The sequence below is a fragment of the Oceanobacillus halotolerans genome (genome assembly GCF_010993955.1).
Taxonomy (GTDB): Bacteria; Bacillota; Bacilli; order Bacillales; family Amphibacillaceae; genus Oceanibacillus_A; species Oceanibacillus_A halotolerans.
Genome location: NZ_WIXL01000006.1, coordinates 67,596 through 89,991, shown reverse-complemented (window position 1 = coordinate 89,991; position 22,396 = coordinate 67,596). Strand labels below are relative to the sequence as shown.

The following is a 22,396-nucleotide window of genomic DNA, read 5'->3' as shown; positions in this document are numbered from 1 at the left end:
TTACGTTTAACAAACCCCCTTAGCGTTATCATTTATTAATGTAACACTAAGGGGGTTTTTTACGATTCTTCTTTTTCTTTAAATATCTCTGGAATAAAAAAGGCTATATGCTCCTGTAAATTAACAAACTCCCCAGGCAAGAGACCGCCAAACTCCCCATCAATGTTGAGCTGCATTTTTTCCTCCGCATCCACTTTTATCTGTTTTGCTCGTGCATATATAACATGGTCATCTTCCAAATGCACTCCTCTAGTGGCAAGTGTCGCTATCCGGATAAATTCAGCTAAATTTGTTTTGCGTAAAATTAATAAATCAAAATAGCCATCATTCAACTTCGCATCTGGTGCTAATTTTTCAAAGCCACCAACTGAATTGGTATTGGCTACTAGGAATAACATGATATCTTCATCGACTACATTTCCGTCGTATTAAATTCTGGTATGGATCGGTTTAAATGATGGGAGCATTTCGATCCCCTTCATATAATAAGCCAACTGACCAAGCATCGTTTTTAATTTACTAGGTACTTCATATGTCAATTCGGTTATCTTCCCACCGCCAGCAATATTCATAAAATAATGGTCATTTACCCGACCGATATCTAAACGCATGGTTTGTTCAGCCAATATAACATCTACTGCTTTATTAATATCTCTTGGGATTGATAATGCTCTTGCAAAGTCATTGGTTGTCCCAGTAGGAATAATGCCAAGTTTCGGTCGATATTCTTTCTCTGCTAGCCCATTAATCACCTCATTAATGGTTCCATCACCACCTGCTGCAACAACAACATCAAACTTACGCTCAACGGCTATTTCAGCCGCTGTAACGGCATCCCCTTCTCCTGTTGTCGCATGGGTTGATGTTTCATAGCCTGCAACTTCAAAACGTTGAAGTACACGTGGCAATTCTTTTTTAAAGGCTTCACGGCCTGAAGTTGGGTTATAAATGATTCGGGCGCGTTTCATCATGTCCCCTCCAATTTGATCATTCACCGTAATTAATATCCATTGTCAAACAAACCTTTACACTTTACACACGATAATAACGTCCAACCTATATAATAGCCCTTTTCAGCTTATTTGAAAAGCCTTGTATTGGCTAGTGGGCTATAAGAATTAGAATCTCCCTATAAGATAGGGTAATGAAAACAATTAGACGGTTGCTCTGTTACTGTTTTGCTGCTTTTATCGTTGATTCGGTTATTGACAGGCTTCCTCTGTTACCGTTCCCCCTCTTCTTTCATCGTTTGGGGCACTGAAAAGCTTCCTCTGTTACCGTTCTCCCTCTCCTCTCGCCGTTTCGGGCACTGAGAAGCTCAAATACAAAAATAGAGGCTACTCCAATCCACATTGGAATAGCCTCCTCCAGCTTTTTTAACGTTTTTCAATTTCTTGTAATAAAATTTTGTTAACCATTGGTGGGTTTGCTTGTCCCTTTGTTGCTTTCATTACTTGACCAACTAAATATTTAACAGCTTTATCTTTACCGTTCTTATAATCGGTAATAGACTGTTCGTTTTCATCTAGGATCTTGGTAATAATTTCGGTTAATTGACCTTCATCCGAAATTTGCACAAGTCCTTTTTCTTTAACAATTTTCTCTGGGTCTCCGCCTTTTTCGACTAATTCCGCAAATACTTTTTTCGCAATTTTAGAGGAAATAGTCCCATCCTCAATTAATTGAATCATCTTAGCGAGTCCTTCTGGTGTAATTGCCAGTTCATTCAATTCTTTCAAATGCTTGTTCATATAAGCGGACACTTCTCCCATTAGCCAGTTGGATACTTGCTTCTTATCGGCGCCTTTTTCGATCGCCTCTTCAAAGAAATCAGCCATCTCTTTTGAAGCAGTTAAAACACTAGCATCATATTCAGATAAGCCTAACGCTTTAATATAGCGCTTTTTCCGTGCATCTGGTAGTTCTGGTATTTCATTACGGATACGCTCTTTCCAAGCCTCATCAATGTACAATGGCAATAAATCTGGCTCAGGGAAATAACGATAATCGTCAGATCCCTCTTTCACACGCATGAGAATTGTTTCTTTTGTTTTTTCATCATAACGACGCGTTTCTTGGAGGATTTCCCCACCACTTAACAACTCTTTTTCTTGGCGTTTTTCTTCAAACTCTAATCCTTTTTGAACATAGGTAAATGAGTTCAGGTTCTTCAGCTCTGTTTTCGTTCCAAACTCCTCTTGGCCAATAGGACGTAAGGAAATGTTAGCATCACAACGAAGGGATCCTTCTTGCATCTTACAATCGGAAACACCTGTATATTGGATGATATTTTTCAATTTTTCCAAATAAGCATACGCTTCTTCCGGAGAACGCATATCTGGTTCTGACACAATCTCAATTAGAGGAGTACCTTGACGGTTAAAGTCAACGTAGGAAGAACCATCATCCCCGTGAGTTAGCTTTCCTGCATCCTCTTCCAAGTGTAGACGCGTGATGCCAATGCGTTTCTTTTCTCCATTTACTTCAATCTCAATCCAGCCATTTTCCGCGATAGGCTTATCGAATTGAGAGATTTGATATGCCTTTGGGTTATCTGGGTAAAAATAATTTTTTCGGTCAAATTTTGTATCTGTAGCAATATCACAATTTAATGCCATTGCTGCTTTCATTGCAAAGTTAACAGCCTCTTCATTTAACACTGGTAAAACACCAGGATACCCTAAGTCAATTGGATTTACATTTGTATTTGGCTCATCCCCAAACATATTGGGACTTGGACTAAATATTTTCGAATTTGTCTTTAATTCTACGTGTACTTCTAGACCGATAATTGTTTCAAAGTTCATTACTGTGCACCTCCTAATTGAGGTCGTTTTGTATGATAATCTGTTGCTTGTTCAAAGGCATGTGCTGTACGATAAACTGTATTTTCGTCAAAGTGTTTTCCAATTATTTGTAAACCAATTGGTAGACCATTTTCTGAAAAGCCACATGGTACAGAGATTCCTGGTACACCAGCTAAGTTCACTGGAATGGTTAAAATATCATTTGCATACATGGTTAATAGATCATTAATCTTCTCCCCAATTTTAAAGGCTGGCGTTGGGGTTGTTGGACCAATCACCACATCATATTGTTCAAAAATTTTGTCAAAGTCCTGTTTAATTAAGGTACGAACTTGTTGTGCTTTTTTATAGTAGGCATCATAATAACCAGAGCTTAAGGCAAATGTGCCAAGCATGATACGACGCTTGACTTCTTCACCAAATCCTTCACTACGAGACATTTTAAACATATCTACCATATTGTCTGCATTCTCAGATCGCACACCATAACGAACACCATCAAATCGAGCTAGGTTTGCACTGGCTTCTGATGATGCTAACAGATAGTAGGATGCGACGGCATACTTGGAATGTGGTAAAGAAACCTCTTCCCATTCTGCACCTAGTGATTCATACACTTTCAGGGCGTTCATTACGGATTCTTTCACTTCTGATGCTACCCCTTCAGAAAGGTACTCTTTTGGCACCGCAATTTTTAGCCCCTTTACATCATTGGTTAAGGCCTCTGTATACTTCGGAACCTCCACATCTGCACTAGTGGAGTCCATTTCATCATGACCAGAAATAACTTCAAGCACGCGTGCATTGTCTTCCACATTTCTCGTTACTGGTCCAATTTGATCAAGAGAGGAAGCAAAAGCTACTAACCCAAAACGAGATACACGACCATATGTCGGCTTCATTCCGACAACACCACAAAATGCTGCAGGTTGTCGAATCGATCCACCTGTATCAGATCCTAATGAGAACAATACTTCTCCTGCCGCTACAGATGCAGCAGATCCACCACTTGAGCCACCTGGTACATAGTCGGTATTCCATGGGTTACGGGTTGGCTGGAAACTTGAGTTTTCATTAGAAGATCCCATCGCAAACTCGTCCATATTTAACTTTCCAATGTTCACTGCTTTTTCGTTATCCAGTTTGTTTACGACGGTTGCATCATATAGTGGGTCCTCAAAGTTACGTAAAAATTGACTTCCACAAGTTGTGCGCAAGCCTTTTGTGACAATATTATCTTTAATCCCTACTGGCATTCCGAACAATTTATTGTCACGTGTGGATGTATTATCCAATTCCTTTGCTTGTTTCCGTGCATTTTCTTCATCTAACGTAAGAAATGCTTTTACTTGATCATCTACTTCTTTAATACGGTCATATGAAGTGTTTACTAAATCTTCTACCGTTATTTCATTATTATGTAATTTTTGCTCTAAGTCTTTAATACTATGATCAAATAGTGACATAATCTATTTCCCTCCTTACTCCAAAATCGATGGTACTTTAAATTGACCATTCTCTTGATCAGGAGCATTCTTCAATGCTTCTTCTTTTGTAATCCATTTTCTTGGCTCGTCCTTACGTAATACATTTTTCACATTCTGATCATGTGTCGTTGGTTCAATATCCGTTGTATCCAATTCATTTAATTGGTTTGCATAGTCAATAATGGCTCCTAGTTCATCCGTTAATTTTTCTGCTTCTTCTTCTGTTATGGCAAGCCTCGCCAAATGCGCAACATGCTTTACTTGATCTTTTGATATATCAGACATCTTATCCACCTCCATAAAACATATAGAAAACCCTACAATACTTTTGATAATAGCAGAATTATGCATTGGTAATCAACTAATGTAGAACCTACTATCTATTTTCTTTACAAATATGGTTTGTCCTATACTCCCTTTTTAATTTTAGACGGTTTTCTAAAAGATTGCTGCTTTTTCAAAGATGAATCTTAATGAATCGTTGATAGATACTGTGTCACACTTGATCTAAAATGCGACATAATACACCGTGGTTGATTTTCCACTTCGGACAAGTTGTTCACTTTCGACGGGAATAAATTTACTATCAATGTTTACATAAATATAATGGAACGAGGATCCGCGACCATGCTCTAAACATAGGGTTTTCTGTGAATAACGGAATGAGGATTCATCCCGTAAAAGTAAATGGGTCCTCATTCCGCTATTGACCAGAAAAGCGCTATTTTTAAGGTCAAGTGTAATCGTCGTTCCGCTATTGTCATTAAATCATGGAACTATGAGGGGGAAAAGCGCAAATAACCATCCATTCTTGTTTTTTAAAATAGGAAATTATTAGAGCACACATAGGTGTAAACGCAAAAAACCCCTTCCGCCGATTTATATCGACAAAAGAGGTTTTGATAAAACTTATACTAGAACATTTCAGATGTTGTTTTTCCTTGCATATGATGGATTAAGTAGTCAGGTCCACCTGCTTTTGAGTCAGTACCAGACATATTGAAGCCACCGAATGGGTGATAGCCAACAATCGCTGCTGTACATCCACGGTTGAAGTAAAGGTTACCTACGTGGAAGTCTTCACGTGCTTTTTCCAGATTTGTACGATTATTTGTAATCACGGCACCAGTTAAGCCATATTCTGTGTTATTGGCAATTTCGATTGCTTGGTCGAAATCTTTCGCTTTTGTAAGCCCAACAACAGGTCCAAAGATTTCTTCTTGCATAATACGTGCTTCTGGATCTACATCAGCAAATACAGTAGGATTCACAAACCAACCTTTGCTGTCATCACCATTTCCACCGGCAACAAGTTTTCCTTCTTTTTTACCGATTTCAATGTAGCTCATAATTTTATCATAGGCACCTTGATCAATTACCGGACCCATAAAGTTATTGGATGCATCTGCTGGGTTTCCAACTGTAAGTTCATTTGTTAATTCAGCAACACGGTCTTTCACTTGATCATAAACATCCTCATGAATGACGGCACGAGAACATGCAGAACATTTTTGACCAGAGAAACCAAATGCAGATTGTACGATAGATTGTGCAGCTAATTCTAGATCTGCTTCATTATCCACAACAATCGTGTCTTTACCACCCATTTCAATGATCGTACGTTTAAGCCATTTTTGGCCTTCTTGTACTTTACCTGCACGTTCAAAAATACGTGTACCTACTTCACGAGATCCTGTAAAGCTAACAAAACGTGTACGTGGATGATCTACTAAATAGTCACCAACTTCACTACCAGGACCAGGTATGTAGTTAATAACGCCATCTGGAAGACCTGCTTCTTTTAACACTTCCATTAGTTTATATGCAATAACTGGTGTTGTACTTGCTGGTTTTAGTAATACCGTATTTCCTGTAACCATTGCAGCAACAGTTGTTCCTGTCATAATGGCAAACAAGAAATTCCATGGGGAGATTACAAGTCCCACACCTAATGGAATATAATTGAATTTATTATGTTCAATTGGACGGCTATTTACCTTTACACCATCTTTTAATTCCAACATTTGACGGCCATAGTATTCTAAGAAGTCAATTCCTTCAGCCACATCAGCATCTGCTTCTTTCCAAGGCTTTCCACCTTCTTTAATAAGGTGTGCAGTGAATTCAAATTTACGACGACGAACGATTGAAGCAGCACGGAAAAGAATATCTGCACGGAATTTAGGATCAGATTTTCTCCACCATTCAAAGTTCTCATCCGCTACTTTCATTGCTTTTTCAGCTAATTCCTTATTTGCTTTGGATACGTATCCAATTACTTCGTCTTTGTTTGCTGGATTTACGGATACAATCTTATCTTCTGTGGTAACCTTTTCTCCACCAATGATAAGTGGATACTCTTTCCCTAGGTTTGATTCTACTTGTTTTAAAGCCTCTAATAATGCATTTTTGTTTTCTTCTACAGAAAAATCTGTAAATGGTTCATGCTTATACTCTACTACCATAAAAATACCTCCCTTTAAATAGTGAATGGCGCTTTCACGATCTGTAAATAATACGTTCAACAAAATATGGTTTAACATATTATTTACATTACATCATTCCAATGATTATTTTAACTGAAGTGCTTGAAATATTCAATGAATCTATCATATTAATGAAAAATATGCACGGTTGGATTATCATCACCTGCATCTCGATAGATTAAACTTTCCATTTTATCATCTGAATTTATTTTTATTTCTAGATCATAGTAATTTGGAAACATTTCGTTTATAACACCATAGGTATATTGTGTAAAACCAATGACTTCTGCTTTCCCATAAAATTCAAGAGGTACCTCAATCGTCAACTTACGAAGCTCTTCATTTATATAAAATCCTTCGCCAATTGCACCAACGTAATTTGGAAAATAGGTTGCAATTTCGTTTGCAAAGCTATTAAATAATTGGAATTCATCAAAGTATTTTTCTTCAGCTTCATCAGATGGAAACAGAATATACTCTTCATCTATGGATTCCCATTCATCAATTGTTCGGCTACCACTGTCTACATTCGTCAAGGCTACATAATTCCCAGGAACTGGTGAACCTTGTTCAGCCTCTCGATATAGACCAATTAAAATGGGCACATCTTCTAATCCTTCAATTTCACGAACGCGCTCTAAAATGGATTGAGCAATTTCTTTTCCCTCATTTAACATATCACTTTTGGGAATTTCCTCATAATAATACGGGCCACCTATTTCAGTTTGAAAACGATAAACAGACTTTAGCGCAATACCAAGTGAAACACCGACTAAATCAACCGAGTTATCCTCATTTCTTCTAAGAAAATTTTGTTCCAAAATATGGGATAAATAACGTGGATTTTCCCGATATATTTCTTCTTCAGCACCTTCAGGGATTTCAGGATTAAACCCTTCTTCCCCTTCACCAAGCCATTCATAGACTGTGTCTTCCGTTAAATATTGGCCTTCTTGAAAATAGTATGTTTCTGGATCATATACTTCCTTAGAATGGCGTCGTAATCCTTCTTCCATTTCATCGATGTCAAGCCTATTTCCCATTTGGTTTGTGATGACACCACGGGCCGCACTCGTTTTATATGGTAAGACCATACGGTAATTTTCTTCTGAAAGCTGATAACTAGGAACAATCGATGTTTCTTGCTCTGCTTCATCTTCATGTAACACTTCATCTTCATTTATATCTGGTGCACAACTTGTTAGGAAAAGGAGTACGCCGATTAAATAGATGGTGATCTTTTTCATGTTTACGACTCCTACCTTTCGACAACTTCTTGTAGCTTTTGTTCATCCCAAATCGTAATGCCTAGTTTTTCTGCTTTATCATATTTAGAACCTGCATCTTCTCCCGCTATCACAATATCGGTTTTTTTACTAACACTGCTGGTCACAGTTGCACCAAGAGATTCTACTATTTCTTTTGCTTCGTTTCTTGTGAAATTCTCCATTTTTCCAGTTAAGACAACAGTTTTACCAGTTAGTTCAGAGTTGATAGCTTCAGTTGTTTGCTTTGGACCAGTATAGGTCATGTTAACACCTAAATTATTTAACTCCTGAAGTAGATCGGTTACCTTTTCTTCTGCAAAATAACGAACAACGGAATCTGCCATTTTCTCGCCGATTTCATCAATCGCAATAATATCTTCAAAGGTTGCCTTTTGTAAATGTTCCATTGTTTCAAAATGTGCTGCTAAGGTTTTCGCTGCTTTTGCACCAATAAACCGAATCCCTAAGCCAAACAACAGTTTTTCTAATGAATTACTTTTCGATGCCTCAATTGCTTTTAATAAATTATCAACTGACTTTTCACCCATTCGTTCTAATTGTAATAGCGCATTTCGTTCTAGTCGGTAAATATCTGCAATCGTTTCAATCAAATCTGCTTGAAACAATTGTTTTATCACCTTTTCCCCTAAACCATCAATATTCATGGCATTTCGAGAAACAAAATGAATGAGTCCTTCTTGTAATTGTGCAGGACAATTCGGATTGATACAACGCAGTGCTACTTCCTCTTCTAGACGAACTAAGTCGGTCCCACATGCTGGGCATTCGCTAGGCATATGGAATGGTTGTTGTTCTTTAGTCCGTTTTTCTTCCACTACACGAACGACTTCGGGAATAATGTCGCCCGCCTTCTTGATGACAACTGTATCCCCAATGCGAATGTCTTTAGCTTGAATTAAATCTTCATTATGCAGGGAAGCACGTTTCACCGTTGAACCAGCAACTCTGACTGGTTCTAAAATAGCTGTTGGGGTGACAACACCTGTACGACCAACACTTAACTCAATATCTGTTAACGTAGTGATGGCCTCTTCGGCTGGAAATTTATAGGCAATCGCCCACCGTGGACTTTTTGCTGTGTACCCGAGATCTTCTTGTGTTTTTAAATCATCTACTTTGATCACAATTCCATCAATTTCATAGCTGAGGTTTGGGCGCTCGCTTGTCCAATAATTGACATACTCGATGACTTCTTCGATCGTATCGCATTTTTTCCATTCAGGATTTGTTTTGAATCCTAACTCTTTTAACAGCGTGAGGCGCTCGGAGTGCGATTCAATTGGATCGGCATCCCATTCCCCTACTCCATACAAAAACACATCTAAATTACGGGATGCAGCAATCTTAGGATCTAGTTGTCTTAACGAACCAGCAGCAGCATTCCTTGGATTGGCAAATGGCTCTTCTCCATTTTCTTCTTTCGCTTCATTCAATGCTAGAAATGACTTGTGTGGCATAAAGGCTTCCCCACGCACTTCTATTTTTCGCTTTTCTCTAATAGATAAGGGGACACTACGAATCGTTTTAATATTACTCGTAATATCTTCCCCTGTCGTTCCGTCACCACGGGTTGCACCTCTAATAAGTTTTCCATTTTCATATGTTAGCGAAATGGCTAATCCGTCTATTTTCAACTCACAAACATAGGATAATGCTTGACTGGTACCTTGACTAGCACGACGAGCAAAATCACGTAAGTCTGTTTCATTAAATGCATTCGATAAACTTAACATGGGTACGCTATGTGTGACTTTCTTAAAAGCATCTAAGGGTTCACCCCCTACACGTTGAGTAGGGGAATCTGCTGTGATCAGATCTGGAAATTGTTCCTCTAGCTGCTGTAAAGCTTGTAATTTCTCATCATATTCAGCATCTGGAACACTTGGGTTGTCCAACACATAATATTCATATCCATATTGGTGAAGTGAGTTTTTTAGTTCAGTGATCCGTTCTTGTGCTTGCTTTTTATCCATTTACGAGAAGCACCCTCCCTACTGTTTCGTGATTGGAGCAAGTTTAGCTAATAAACGTTTAATACCAGTTGGTGCAGGAAATGCGATGTCTAATTCCGTTGCTTCTCCTTCTCCTTGTACATTAACAACAGTCCCGACACCCCATTTTTTGTGTTCTACCTTATCTCCAGTACCCCATGTTTCATTTTCTGCACCAGTTGTCCGATTCAGTTTCTGTGCACGACGTTTCGGTGCAGGCTTTTCTTGTTGTTTAGGTTGTCCAATTGAGCCATACATAGACGTTTTCATTTGTTCAATTCCATCAATTAAATCCTCTGGAATTTCATTAATAAACCGACTTACTGGGTTCATATTCGTTCGACCATACAAGGTGCGCATTTTGGCATGAGTTAAATAGAGTTCCTGTTCGGCACGGGTAATCCCTACATACGCTAAACGGCGTTCTTCCTCCATTTCTTCCTCTTCAAACATAGAACGGCTATGTGGAAAGACATTTTCTTCCATACCAATTAAAAAGACAACTGGAAATTCTAATCCTTTTGCTGCATGCAAGGTCATTAAGGTTATTTTTGGTTCATCTTCTAGTTCTTCCTCATCTACTTTATCTATATCAGCGATTAATGCTAAATCCGTTAAGAAAGAAACCAATGTCTTATCTTCACTTGTTTTCTCAAATTCTTTTGTAACTGTCTTAAACTCTTCTAAGTTTTCTAAACGACTCTGTGCTTCCAATGAGCGTTCATTCTTCAACATTTCTTCATAACCAGTTCGTTCTAGAACGGCCTCAACCATATCGGTAGCAGTTAAAAACTCTTGTTGATTGGAAAAGTTTTGAATTAATTCCCCGAATTTTGCTAATGCATTAGCAGCTTTTTTGGGTACACCTGCAAAATCAACTTCTTTCACCGCTTCAAAAAACGAAATATCATGCTGTTGTGCATAAGCGCGCAATTTCTCAACAGATGTTTTACCAATACCTCTTTTCGGTTCATTGACAACACGTTCAAAGCTTAAATCATCATCTGGATTCGTAATCAACCGTAAATAGGCTAGCATATCTTTAATTTCTTTTCGCTCATAGAACTTTGTACCACCAACCATTTGATAAGCAATATTTGATTTAATGAACGTATCCTCTATCGCACGAGATTGTGCATTAGTGCGGTATAAAATCGCAATATCATTTAAGCTAAAACGGCTAGATTCGGCTAACTCTTGAATTTTTTCTGCAATAAATAATGCTTCTTCTTGCTCTGTTTGTCCTTGAAAATAATTAATTTTCTTACCATCAGGGTTTTCCGTCCACAGTTTTTTCGGTTTGCGTCCTGTGTTTTTTTCAATGACATGATTTGCTGCATCTAAGATTGATTTCGTCGATCGATAGTTTTGTTCTAAAAAGACAGTCCGTGCTGTTGGATAGTCTTTTTCAAAGGAAAGGATATTTGCAATATCTGCACCACGCCAGCGATAGATCGATTGATCCGAATCCCCTACTACACATAGATTTTGAAAACGACTCGCAAGCTGCTTGACAAGGTAATATTGGGCATGGTTTGTATCCTGGTACTCATCAACGTGAATATATTGAAAACGACGCTGATAATATTCTAATACTTCTGGAACACGCTTAAACAAGTGAATAGTTTGCATGATTAGGTCATCAAAATCGAGTGATTGATTTTTCCGTAACACTTTTTGATAACGTTCATAAACTTGTGCAACTTGGCGTTCATAAAAATCTCCAACATTTTGACTGTATTCTTCTGGCGTAATCAGTTCATTTTTTGCTCCACTAATGGCTCCAAGCATTGCACGAGGGTCAAATTTTTTCGGATCCATATTAAGGTCTTTTAAAATTTGCTTAATCGCCGATAATTGATCCCCACTGTCTAAAATGGTGAAATTAGTATTATAGCCAATTCGTTCAATATCACGTCTTAAGATCCGCACACACATGGAGTGGAAGGTCGAAACCCACATGTATTCACTTTCTGGGCCAACTAGTTTTCCAACCCGGTCCTTCATTTCACGTGCAGCTTTATTCGTAAACGTGATGGCTAAGATATTTCGAGCAGCCACATCTTTTTCACTTAATAGATAGGCAATCCGATGTGTTAGGACACGCGTTTTTCCACTTCCTGCACCTGCCATGATTAATAATGGTCCATCTATATGTTTGACAGCTTCTTGCTGTTGTTTGTTTAATCCATTTAGTAAGTCAGCAGTTGTTTGACTCACAATGACACCACCCTTATTCCATTTCTTTTACGGCTTGTACCGTTTTTAATGCTTTTTTCAAATCGGTATAAATACTATTTCCAACAACTATAACATCTGCATGCTCTTTCATTTCACGAGCTTGTTCTGCATTTTCAATACCGCCACCATAGAACAATAGCGTATTGGTTAATTCATTCTTAACGCTTTTTACTAGTTCAGGGTTGCCGTATGTCCCACTATACTCCATATAAAAAATCGGTAAGTGGAAGACATGCTCTGCCATGTATGCATATGCTGTAACATCTTCATCATCTGGTAAATAACTATTGGTATGGGTGAATGCTTTTGCTTCTTCATTTAAAATACAATAGCCTTCCATAAGGATCTCATCCCAATTCATAATCGCTTTATACTCTTTAATGGCTTGATGTTGAATATCCATCATCCATTTCTTTTCCGTACTATTCATTACCATTGGGATATAGTAATAATCGAAACCAGGTGTAATAGCATCCATTGTCGAAATCTCGAGAATACATGGAACCGTATAACGCCGGATACGAGATAATAAATCTAGTACACCATCTAGCGTTACATCATCTGTGCCACCTACCATAATGGCATCTGTTCCTGATTCACAGACTTTCTCTAATGCGTCATCTGAGATTTCTTTTGCTGGGTCTAGCTTAAATATGTGCTTCCATTCGTTCATTGTATTCTTCACAAGTCGCATCCTCCATTAATATAATCCATTAGTTTATTATAGCAAAAATTAGGATAGGAATTTAGGATAATGTTATATCTTTTTTTTGGGGTTCAGATGTAGTTCTTATATAACATGGTAAACTAAGAAAAGCACAAAGGCACCCCCGCATAGAGATGTACGGACCTACGGTTACACCTATGTCGGGCGCCGATACTAGACCATCCAGGTCTTCGTACGGAGGTGAAGGGAAGTCTCGCTAGTCGCTGGCGCCTGGTGCTAGACACCTTTGAATTTATACTTCCTTATCTCTTAAAGAAAAAATGCCGTTTCCTATAAGATATAAGAATACGACATTTTTTCAGGTATGCTATTTTTAACAACACTTTTCTACAAGAAGGTTGTTTTTGGTATGAAACGTCATGCACATAAGATGGATGATGCGCAATAGTTTTAACATGTTTCCTTATTATCTTTTATAGGATGAGTGGTCAACCACCGCAGCGGAAAACACTCGCTTTCACCATGTGAAAGCGTAGTGTTTTTCCGTAAAGCGAAGCTATGTGCATATCCTAGTTATTGCGCACAATATAGATTATGCGTCAAGGCAACAAGGTATGCAAAAGGGAATTCTACAGAGATTAGTATATTTTCACGTATAGATTTTTTTAATTGTCCGTAGAGTTATCTTCTGAATCGCTCACCCGATCCAAAACAAGTTGATAGCCATCACTACCAAAGTTAAGACACCTTCTCACACGAGATATAGTAGCTGTAGAGGCATTTGTTTTATTCTCAATTTTGGAATACGTATGTCCTTCTGTTAACATACGTGCAACCTGCAAGCGTTGGGCAATTGCATGAACTTCACTCATTGTCGCAATATCATCAAAAAATCGATAACACTCTTCACGATCTTTTAATGATAGTATTGCATCAAATAGTTGATCTAACTGTGGTCCTCTTAACTTATCAATTTGCATAACGCCACTCCTTACTCATTTGTTATCGTTACCGACTCATCGATCCCTGGACTGGATGGAACAACGTTAACCCATGTCTGTCCTGGTACAAATCCTACAGGTTGGCCATCCTTAGTGGCTATAATTTGTCCATCTTGATTTTCCCATTGGAGCTGTTGTACTTTCCCTTGCTGGACAAGGTAGGCATTTCCTCCATCTTCTAAATTAATAGCTCGGCGTCCTTGATCATCGATGACTTGATGATGCGCTTCTATAATGAATATATTCTCCACTTGAATTGGGACTTCTGTTTCCAGTTCAATCGTTTTTTCTCTATCGTTAAAACGGGTGTAGGCCTCATTATCTTGATCATAGTCAAACTCCACAATTTCCATTGGATTATCCGAATAAACTATTTCCACATGATTAGCATCATTACCTGAAATATTTGCCATTTCATCATCGTCTAGGAATGGCAATGCATCATATGTATTAGTTGTATCATACCCTTTTTGTTCTGCTACTTCATATACTGCATCCGTTAATAAGTAAGAATTGTGTGGAGCTTGTCGAAATGATTCCCTTTTGAATAAATGTCCATCATTATCGTATTGTGCGCCATTTAAAAATTCAATTCCTCTATTAACAATCATGTTATCAATAAATCCAGCAGCACCATGATACACATATAATGCATTATATCGATTGGCTAAATCAAAATAATACTCCCTTGCACTACGCACTGGACCGACTACATCTGGTAATTCACTTTGAAACATTGCTAGGAACCTAGTAATCCTTCCTTCTGCTAATATTTCAAAAACAATATCTGCTTTCGATAGTCCTGTTTGTGGTCTTGCCTTTGTATGATTATTAATCATGACACTTACAATGCGATTATTAACGTCTTCATTTGTTCCAATACCTGTTAATGGATAAACATTTTCAAACGTCTCTTCAACTGGCTCTGTTTTTTCAGGTTGCTCCTCTTCACGTGGCTTATTATCTTTTGCATCCTTTTCTTGTCCTTCTTCCTCACCAGAACACCCTACAAGAAGAATAAGAGCGATGAATAGTCCATAAATGATTCCTTGTCTCATTGTCTCACACCTTTTAGAACGTTTTCTACTATTATACGCTATCGCATAATTGCAGGAAAGAGAACTTCCCTTTTCTTCACATCGATTATTCCTTGTTGTGTAATGCGAATATAAGGTAAATGAGTGGAAGATAAGAATAAAATATTATAAATTGGGTCATGGAATTGATACCCATAAGATTGTAATAAATCTTTTAATTCTTTTACTTTATCAATAAGATCATTCATTTTCCCATTATACATAATGCCACTAAGTTTTAATGGTAATTCAAAGAGAATATTTCCTTGATGTACAACGACAATTCCACCACCGATTTCTTTCATTCGTTTCCACGCAAGAAGCATATCTTGTTTTCTTTTCCCAATTAAGACAATGTCTCCTGTTGTAGAGTACGAACTAACGATGGCACCTAGTCGATTGGTGAATCCATTAATTGCTGTATTTACTCGCCATTTTCCATATCGATCCATTAAGACAAGAAATGCATCATAATTACGGTCTGGCAATGCTTCTAATGTAACATCTGTTTCAATTGGAAAAGGCTTCATAATAACGTCATTTACCATTTTTAATCCAATCGGAATCGAAAATTGTAAATCTCTCATTTCCAATTCCCAATCAAAGGATACGGCTCTAATGCCATATTTATCCCAATCTATGCTTTCTGTTATCGGCTGCTCTTCTCCATCTTTTAAAACCCATGTACCTTTGGCCAGTACACTTATTGGATGTGGGTTATCCTTTGTTTTTAAAAAGTTTATATGGGCCACCCTACCCGGAGCTATACTACCTAGCTGTTCTTGTAAACCAAAATGTCTTGCTACATTATAAGTAGCCATCCGGTAAGCATCTTCTATTGGCACACCCTTTTCAATAGCAATGGAGATACATAGATTAATTAAGCCATTTTCATAGAAAGCCGGTGTTGAGCCATCTGTTGTCATCGTGAGATTATCAAATGCTGTTAAACCCTCTTCTAACATTTCTTCTAATAGATTTGGTAAGTCTGGACGAATCGATGAATAACGTAAGCCAACATGGTACCCAAGCTGAAGTCGTTTAAACGCTTCCTTACCTGTTATCGATTCATGGTCAGCAGTTGCTCCTAATAGTTTCATTTTTGTTAAAGTAGATTCTGAAGCTCCAGGAAAATGTCCTTCCACTGGCTTTCCACGTCGCTTTGCTTCTTGAATCCAATATAATAAACGGTCGTCCCCAGCTAGAAGACTTGGCCATGAGGTAAGTTCCCCACCCTGTGCAATGGCAATATGAGATAACCATGCCAATACTTCCTCTGTATTAAATAATCCCTCTTCATCCTTTAAAGCGGTTTGGGAATCAAACCTCGCCCACCAGTACATCGATGCTGGTATTTTTTGGAATTCATCTAATAAAGAAAACGCTTTCTTTCGATCCAATAAAAAAAGCCACATTAAGTTATCATTAATCAATGCTGTTGTTCCAAATTTAGCCGCATGAAGTGCCAATTCTTCCGGATTATATAATTGAAATGGATGTGTATGTGGTTCAATATAACCAGGCACTAAATACAATCCCTGACAATTTACTATTTCTGCCTTCCCAACATTTTTTGGTAAATTTTCCCCGACATATACAATTCGATCATGGTGAATCCATATATTTGCTTGTAACCATTGATTCGTGAATACATTTAAATACGTACTATTTTTTAAAACTAGTGTAGGTGCTAATGTGCCATCAACTACGGCAACTTGATTTCTAATTTCACGGTTTCTCCAATAGGTCCCTTTCTCTAACATAGAGCAACTCTCCAAATGTAAAATTTATTCCATTCTAACATATTGTATCACTTTCGCACAGTAACGTTTTTATGTACGAAAGTGAAATTTTTGTGACAATTCTTTTATGGGATGGGGATGCATGATTTTATTAGGAAAGTGCATGAGTTTCGGGGGGTGCTGCATGACTTTGTTCGGAGGGTGCACGACTTTCGGGGGGTGTTGCATGACTTTGTTCGGAGGTTGCACGACTTTCAGGGTGTGATGCATGACTTTGTTCGGAGGGTGCACGACTTTCGGGGGGTGTTGCATGACTTTGTTCGGAGGGTGCACGACTTTCAGGGAGTGTTGCATGACTTTGTGTGGAGGGTGCACGACTTTCGGGATATGTTGCATGACTTTATGCGGAGGTTGCACGACTTTCGGGATGTGTTGCATGACTTTGTGTTAAACACTATTATAGGCTGCCGAGTACTCCTCAACAGCCTATTATTTCTATAACTTGGAGGTTTCTATTGTTGTTCCAATATCTTTACGATAGAAAAACGCACCTGTACCATCCATGGAAGAGAGTGAACGATATACTAGATTAGTAGCCCCTTCCAATGAATCATCCTTTGCTCCCACCAGTAGAACACGGCCTCCGCTGCTAATAAGTTGTCCATCTTTTTGCTTCGTTCCAGCATGAACCATAAACGAGTTTTCCGCTAATGGGATATTCGGAAGTGGAACGCCTTTTTCATAGCTTCCTGGATATCCCGTGGAAGCCAATACAACACCAGCACACATTTGGTTTTCCCATTCTAATTGTGGATTTTGTCCATTCATTACATCTGTTATGACTTGGACAAGGTCATTTTTCAATAATGGTAGTACAACCTGTGTTTCAGGATCACCGAAGCGGGCATTAAACTCAATTACTTTGGGTCCATCAGAAGTCATCATTAAGCCAGCATATAAAATTCCAGTGAACGAACGCCCTTCCTGTACCAATCCATCTACTGCCTTTTGTAAAATTTCTTCTGTGCAATAGGTGATCGTCTCCTCCGTAATATCACTTACTGGTGCATAAGCGCCCATTCCGCCAGTATTTGGTCCTTTATCATCATCAAAGGCTCGCTTATGATCACGTGCCGGTACCATGGGATAGACATTGTTTTCATGTACAAATGCCATTAGCGAAAACTCATCACCTACTAAACATTCCTCCACTACAATCGTTGAACCTGCATCTGCAAAAACCTTTTCCACTAACATATCATCAATTGCTTGTATCGCTTCTTGTTTTGTCTTTGCTACAATAACACCTTTTCCTGCTGCTAAACCATCCGCTTTTACAACAATTGGAGCTCCCTTTGCTTCAATATATGCTTTTGCCTCTTCGGCATTTGTAAAGGTTTCATATGCTGCAGTTGGGATTCTATACTTTTTCATAAAGTCTTTGGCAAAGCTTTTACTCCCCTCAAGCATAGCGCCATCCTCCGTTGGTGCAAAAATGGCCAAACCTTCTGCATTAAATCGATCTGTAATCCCCAATAATAATGGTTTCTCCGGACCAACAATCGTCAAATCAATTTCGGTTTCTTTTACAAAACGAATTAATGAATCGATGTCTGTATCCTGGATATAAACACATGTTGCATGTTCTTCGATTCCACCATTGCCTGGTGCGGCATACAACTGATCGACCTGTTCACTTTTAGCTAACTTCATGATCATACTATGCTCACGACCACCACTACCGACAACTAGTACTTTCACCAAACCATTCCCTTCCATGTAAGGATTTAATGTTTAAAATGACGCATACCTGTAAAGACCATGGCGATTCCATATTCATTACACTTGTCAATGGAATCTTGATCTCGTTTAGAGCCACCAGGCTGGATAATAGCAGTTATGCCAGCTTTTGCAGCAACTTCAACTGTATCTGGCATTGGAAAAAATGCATCAGAAGCCATGACTGCACCTTTTGCCTTTTCCTCAGCTTGTTCGGTTGCAATTTTTGCTGCACCTACTCGATTCATTTGTCCTGCACCAACACCAACTGTTTGATTATCTTTGGCTAACACAATTGCATTGGACTTCACGTGTTTTACAGCTTTCCAAGCAAATAATAAATCTGTTATTTCTTGTTCAGATGGTCTACGTTTGGTTGTAACTGTAAGATCGTCTTTCATTACAACAGCTTTATCAAATTCCTGGATTAAAACCCCACCATTAACGGTTGTAAGTTTATGGGTAGTTGATTCATTATCAGCTGAAGCTAATTCAAGTAACCGAATATTTTTCTTCTTCGTCAAAATACGAAATGCATCCTCTGTAAAACCTGGTGCAATAATGATTTCTAAAAAGATTTCACTTAATTTTTCTGCTGTTTTTTCATCTACCTCTCCATTCAATGCAACAATACCACCAAAAATAGAAATCGGATCAGCATCAAACGCTTTATCAAATGCCACGTTTAATGTATCAGCCACTCCAATACCACATGGGTTCATATGCTTCACCGCAACAGCAGCAGGTTCCTTGTAATCGGATAATATTTCAACCGCTGCATTAGCATCTTGGATATTATTATAGGATAATTCTTTTCCATGTAACTGGTTGGCAGTCGCTAGGCTCATCCCGTCTTGAATTGGATTTTTATAAAATGCTGCTTGTTGGTGTGGATTTTCACCATATCTTAGGGATTGAACTTTTTCGTATGTAACTGTGTAGGTCTCTGGGAAGGACGCTTCTTCTTTATCCGTAAAATAACTCGCTATCAGCGAATCATAATATGCAGTGTGGCGAAATACTTTTGCTGCTAGCTGCTGTCTTTTTTGTTTATTTAACTTATCATGGCGTGCTGCTTCGAGAACTGTTTCATAGTCTTTCGGATCCACGACAACCGTTACATCTGAAAAGTTTTTCGCTGCTGCACGAAGCATCGTCGGACCGCCTATATCAATGTTTTCAATAATTTCTTCTTCTGTCACACCTTCTTGATCAAACGTTTGTTTAAATGGATATAAGTTCACAATTACCATATCTATTGGGGTGATCGAATGATCTTCTAGTTGCTGACGATGATCAGGATTATCTCGTTTGGCAAGCAATCCACCATGGATCATTGGATGTAATGTTTTCACTCTACCATCTAGTATTTCAGGAGATCCTGTAACCGCCTCAACCGGTTTTACTGAAATTCCTGCTTCCTCTAATACGCGTAAAGTACCTCCAGTAGAAATAATTTCATAATCCAAACCTACTAGTCCTTGGACAAATTCGGTGATATTTTCTTTGTTGGAAACACTGACTAGTGCTCGTTTTCGCATAACGATCCCTCACTTTTTTAGTAACTGTTTAATAACACTTGGGTAAAGCTCGTGCTCCGCTTTTTGAATTCGTTTTTTTAACGTTGTAATTGAATCCTGTGGTAATACTTCAACTGTCTCTTGCGCTATAATTGGCCCAGTATCAATGCCAGCATCAATATAATGTACGGTTACACCTGTTTTGGTAACACCTGCTTCTAATGCCTGTTCAATTCCATCCTTTCCTGGAAATTGAGGAAGCAAGGAAGGGTGTATATTAATTACTTTCCCTTTATACGCCTTTAGAAGGGTTGATCCAACAATCCGCATATATCCCGCTAGAAAAATCCACGAAACATTTGCTTCTATTAGATATTTTATAATGACTTGTTCATATGCTTCTTTTGATTCATAGTTTGTTGGTTGAAATACGAAAACTGGAATGTCATGATATTTAGCCTTATCAATTACCGTTGCATCAGGGTTATCACATACAAGTAATACAATCTCACAACCTAAGTCTCCCGCTTCCATGATTGCTTGAAAGTTGCTACCCGTCCCTGATGCGAATACGGCTGCTTTCACTTGTGTCATGATGTGAAGTGCACTCCTTCTTTTGGTACAACCGATCCAATTACAGATGCATTTTCTCCGGTTTCACGTACTAGTTTTAATGTTTCATCCACATCATGCTCATTAACCACTAATGCCATGCCAATTCCCATATTAAAGATGCCATACATTTCTTCATCTGATAAGCTACCTCGTCCTTGCAAGAATGGAAAAATAGCTGGTACATTCCAGGAATTTTTCTTTAATTCTACTCCTAGGCCATCAGGGAGCATTCTTGGTAGATTTTCATAAAATCCACCACCTGTAATGTGGGACACCCCTTTGATGATAATCCTTTTCTTCACTTCCATTATCGGTTTTGCATAAATTTTTGTTGGCGTTAGTAACACCTCACCTAAAGACTGTGTAAAAGGCTCATAGATCGTATGTAAATCTAGATCTGATACAAGGTTGCGAACTAAGGAATAACCATTCGAATGAATACCACTAGAAGAGAGACCAATGACGACATTTCCTTCTTGGATTGCATCTCCTGTAATAAGTTGTTGTTTGTCCGAAATACCTACCGTAAAGCCAGCTAAGTCATATTCATTTTCTGCATACATTCCTGGCATTTCAGCTGTTTCTCCACCAATTAATGCTGCACCTGCATCCACACACCCATTACTAATACCGGCTACAATTTCTTCCATCATTTGTGGTTCATTTTTCCCACAGGCGATGTAATCTAGGAAAAATAAGGGTTCTGCACCTTGTGCAACAATGTCGTTTACACACATTGCAACTAAATCAATACCAACTGTGTCATGTTTATCCAATTGAAATGCAAGCTTTAGCTTTGTTCCCACTCCATCTGTTCCAGAAATAAGTACTGGCTCTTTATAACCCTGTTTACTAATATCAAATAAACCTGCAAACGCCCCAAGTCCTCCCATTACCTCAGGACGACTTGTTTTTGCAATGTGTTTTTTCATGCGATCTACCGCTTCATATCCTTTTTCTACATCCACACCCGCATTTTTATATGCATTGGACATACTTACACCGCCTTTTTTCAACTTTTTGGCTATTTTTGCTTATTTTATTGTTTACCTTCTATACGTTGTAAAGTTTTCGCTATAACAACCGCTACGGAAAAACACTTCGCTTTCACCAGGGGCATAAGTGCGACATCTGTTCAAACTATTCGTTTTCACAGTGTCTACTTTACCGCGGACTCCCCACGAGCCTCCTCGTGAAACCCACACTGCGGAGTCTCTTAGGCTCGTTTTTCCGCAGGAGTCTTCGTGTTTTTCCTCAGCTAGAAATGAGTCCAAAATACATAGCAACTTAAAGAATTGATTGGAGCTTAGGACAGTAGACTCCTGCAGGAACAGCACGAGTCTAGACTTGAACAGGAAGTGGTTTTCGCTTCCTATGTCTAGCTTCGAGCGATTGATGTCCTAGTGCCGATAGACATAAGAACGTGTCGTTTTCATCGGCCACGCCTACACCCTCGAGGTCTTAAGTCAATCCTCTTTGTGGCACAATACGCCACGCCGAGGCTCGGCTTAAGCTTGGCAGATAAGAAACTACTTACTGCATAAGTGCAACTAAGGCTTTTGCCGCTTGGCGACAAGCCAAGTTTTCTAATTGGGGTGACCAAGGCACTTCCTCTTTTCTATAGAGGAAGCTGAAATGTTGTCCGCGGTAAAGAAGACACTGAGAAAACGGATAGTTTGAACAGATGTCGTACTT

General features: G+C 38.6%; 15 protein-coding genes and 1 pseudogene. All 16 read right to left on the bottom strand.

The genetic code is table 11. The annotated features are described in order from the left end of the window. Positions 1 to 59: 59 nt before the first annotated feature. Positions 60 to 968 (bottom strand): annotated as a pseudogene (locus GHC26_RS09125) (diacylglycerol kinase). 408 nt (positions 969 to 1,376) lie between these two features. Next, complete coding sequence (gene gatB, locus GHC26_RS09120) at positions 1,377 to 2,807, bottom strand: Asp-tRNA(Asn)/Glu-tRNA(Gln) amidotransferase subunit GatB (protein WP_163970962.1); 1,431 nt, start codon at positions 2,805 to 2,807, stop codon at positions 1,377 to 1,379. Beyond that, positions 2,807 to 4,273 (bottom strand): Asp-tRNA(Asn)/Glu-tRNA(Gln) amidotransferase subunit GatA, encoded by a 1,467-nt coding sequence (gatA, locus tag GHC26_RS09115; RefSeq protein ID WP_163970961.1) that lies wholly within the window; start codon positions 4,271 to 4,273, stop codon positions 2,807 to 2,809. The genes gatB and gatA overlap by 1 nt, the downstream gene beginning before the upstream one ends. A 15-nt stretch (positions 4,274 to 4,288) precedes the next feature. Continuing rightward, a complete protein-coding gene (gatC, locus tag GHC26_RS09110) occupies positions 4,289 to 4,579 on the bottom strand; it encodes an Asp-tRNA(Asn)/Glu-tRNA(Gln) amidotransferase subunit GatC (RefSeq protein ID WP_163970960.1) in 291 nt (96 codons plus the stop codon). 629 nt (positions 4,580 to 5,208) lie between these two features. Then, complete coding sequence (gene pruA, locus GHC26_RS09105) at positions 5,209 to 6,759, bottom strand: L-glutamate gamma-semialdehyde dehydrogenase (protein WP_163970959.1); 1,551 nt, start codon at positions 6,757 to 6,759, stop codon at positions 5,209 to 5,211. Between the two features lie 149 nt (positions 6,760 to 6,908). Then, positions 6,909 to 8,027, bottom strand: a complete 1,119-nt coding sequence (locus GHC26_RS09100; protein WP_163970958.1) for a CamS family sex pheromone protein — start codon at positions 8,025 to 8,027, stop codon at positions 6,909 to 6,911. Positions 8,028 to 8,038: 11 nt separating this feature from the next. Beyond that, positions 8,039 to 10,042, bottom strand: coding sequence for an NAD-dependent DNA ligase LigA (gene ligA, locus GHC26_RS09095; protein ID WP_163970957.1), 2,004 nt, complete (start codon positions 10,040 to 10,042; stop codon positions 8,039 to 8,041). Positions 10,043 to 10,060: 18 nt separating this feature from the next. Further along, positions 10,061 to 12,280 (bottom strand): DNA helicase PcrA, encoded by a 2,220-nt coding sequence (pcrA, locus tag GHC26_RS09090; RefSeq protein ID WP_163970956.1) that lies wholly within the window; start codon positions 12,278 to 12,280, stop codon positions 10,061 to 10,063. Between the two features lie 13 nt (positions 12,281 to 12,293). After that, the gene (locus GHC26_RS09085) at positions 12,294 to 12,974 is read right to left on the bottom strand and encodes a heptaprenylglyceryl phosphate synthase (protein WP_404821777.1); all 681 of its coding nucleotides are present in this window, start codon (positions 12,972 to 12,974) and stop codon (positions 12,294 to 12,296) included. Between the two features lie 659 nt (positions 12,975 to 13,633). Beyond that, positions 13,634 to 13,948: a YerC/YecD family TrpR-related protein gene (locus GHC26_RS09080; protein ID WP_163970954.1), complete on the bottom strand. Its 315-nt coding sequence runs from the start codon at positions 13,946 to 13,948 to the stop codon at positions 13,634 to 13,636. An 11-nt stretch (positions 13,949 to 13,959) separates the two neighbouring features. Next, positions 13,960 to 15,027 (bottom strand): DUF3048 domain-containing protein, encoded by a 1,068-nt coding sequence (locus GHC26_RS09075; RefSeq protein WP_163970953.1) that lies wholly within the window; start codon positions 15,025 to 15,027, stop codon positions 13,960 to 13,962. 38 nt (positions 15,028 to 15,065) lie between these two features. Then, on the bottom strand, positions 15,066 to 16,808 hold the full coding sequence (locus GHC26_RS09070; RefSeq protein WP_163970952.1) for an adenine deaminase C-terminal domain-containing protein: 1,743 nt from the start codon (positions 16,806 to 16,808) through the stop codon (positions 15,066 to 15,068). 474 nt (positions 16,809 to 17,282) lie between these two features. Then, positions 17,283 to 18,548 (bottom strand): phosphoribosylamine--glycine ligase, encoded by a 1,266-nt coding sequence (gene purD, locus GHC26_RS09065; protein ID WP_163971046.1) that lies wholly within the window; start codon positions 18,546 to 18,548, stop codon positions 17,283 to 17,285. A gap of 26 nt (positions 18,549 to 18,574) precedes the next feature. Then, on the bottom strand, positions 18,575 to 20,107 hold the full coding sequence (gene purH, locus GHC26_RS09060) for a bifunctional phosphoribosylaminoimidazolecarboxamide formyltransferase/IMP cyclohydrolase (RefSeq protein WP_163970951.1): 1,533 nt from the start codon (positions 20,105 to 20,107) through the stop codon (positions 18,575 to 18,577). 9 nt (positions 20,108 to 20,116) lie between these two features. Beyond that, positions 20,117 to 20,680 (bottom strand): phosphoribosylglycinamide formyltransferase, encoded by a 564-nt coding sequence (gene purN, locus GHC26_RS09055; RefSeq protein WP_163970950.1) that lies wholly within the window; start codon positions 20,678 to 20,680, stop codon positions 20,117 to 20,119. Further along, positions 20,677 to 21,696 (bottom strand): phosphoribosylformylglycinamidine cyclo-ligase, encoded by a 1,020-nt coding sequence (purM, locus tag GHC26_RS09050; RefSeq protein ID WP_163970949.1) that lies wholly within the window; start codon positions 21,694 to 21,696, stop codon positions 20,677 to 20,679. Before purM ends, purN begins: the two co-directional genes overlap by 4 nt. Positions 21,697 to 22,396 lie beyond the last annotated feature (700 nt).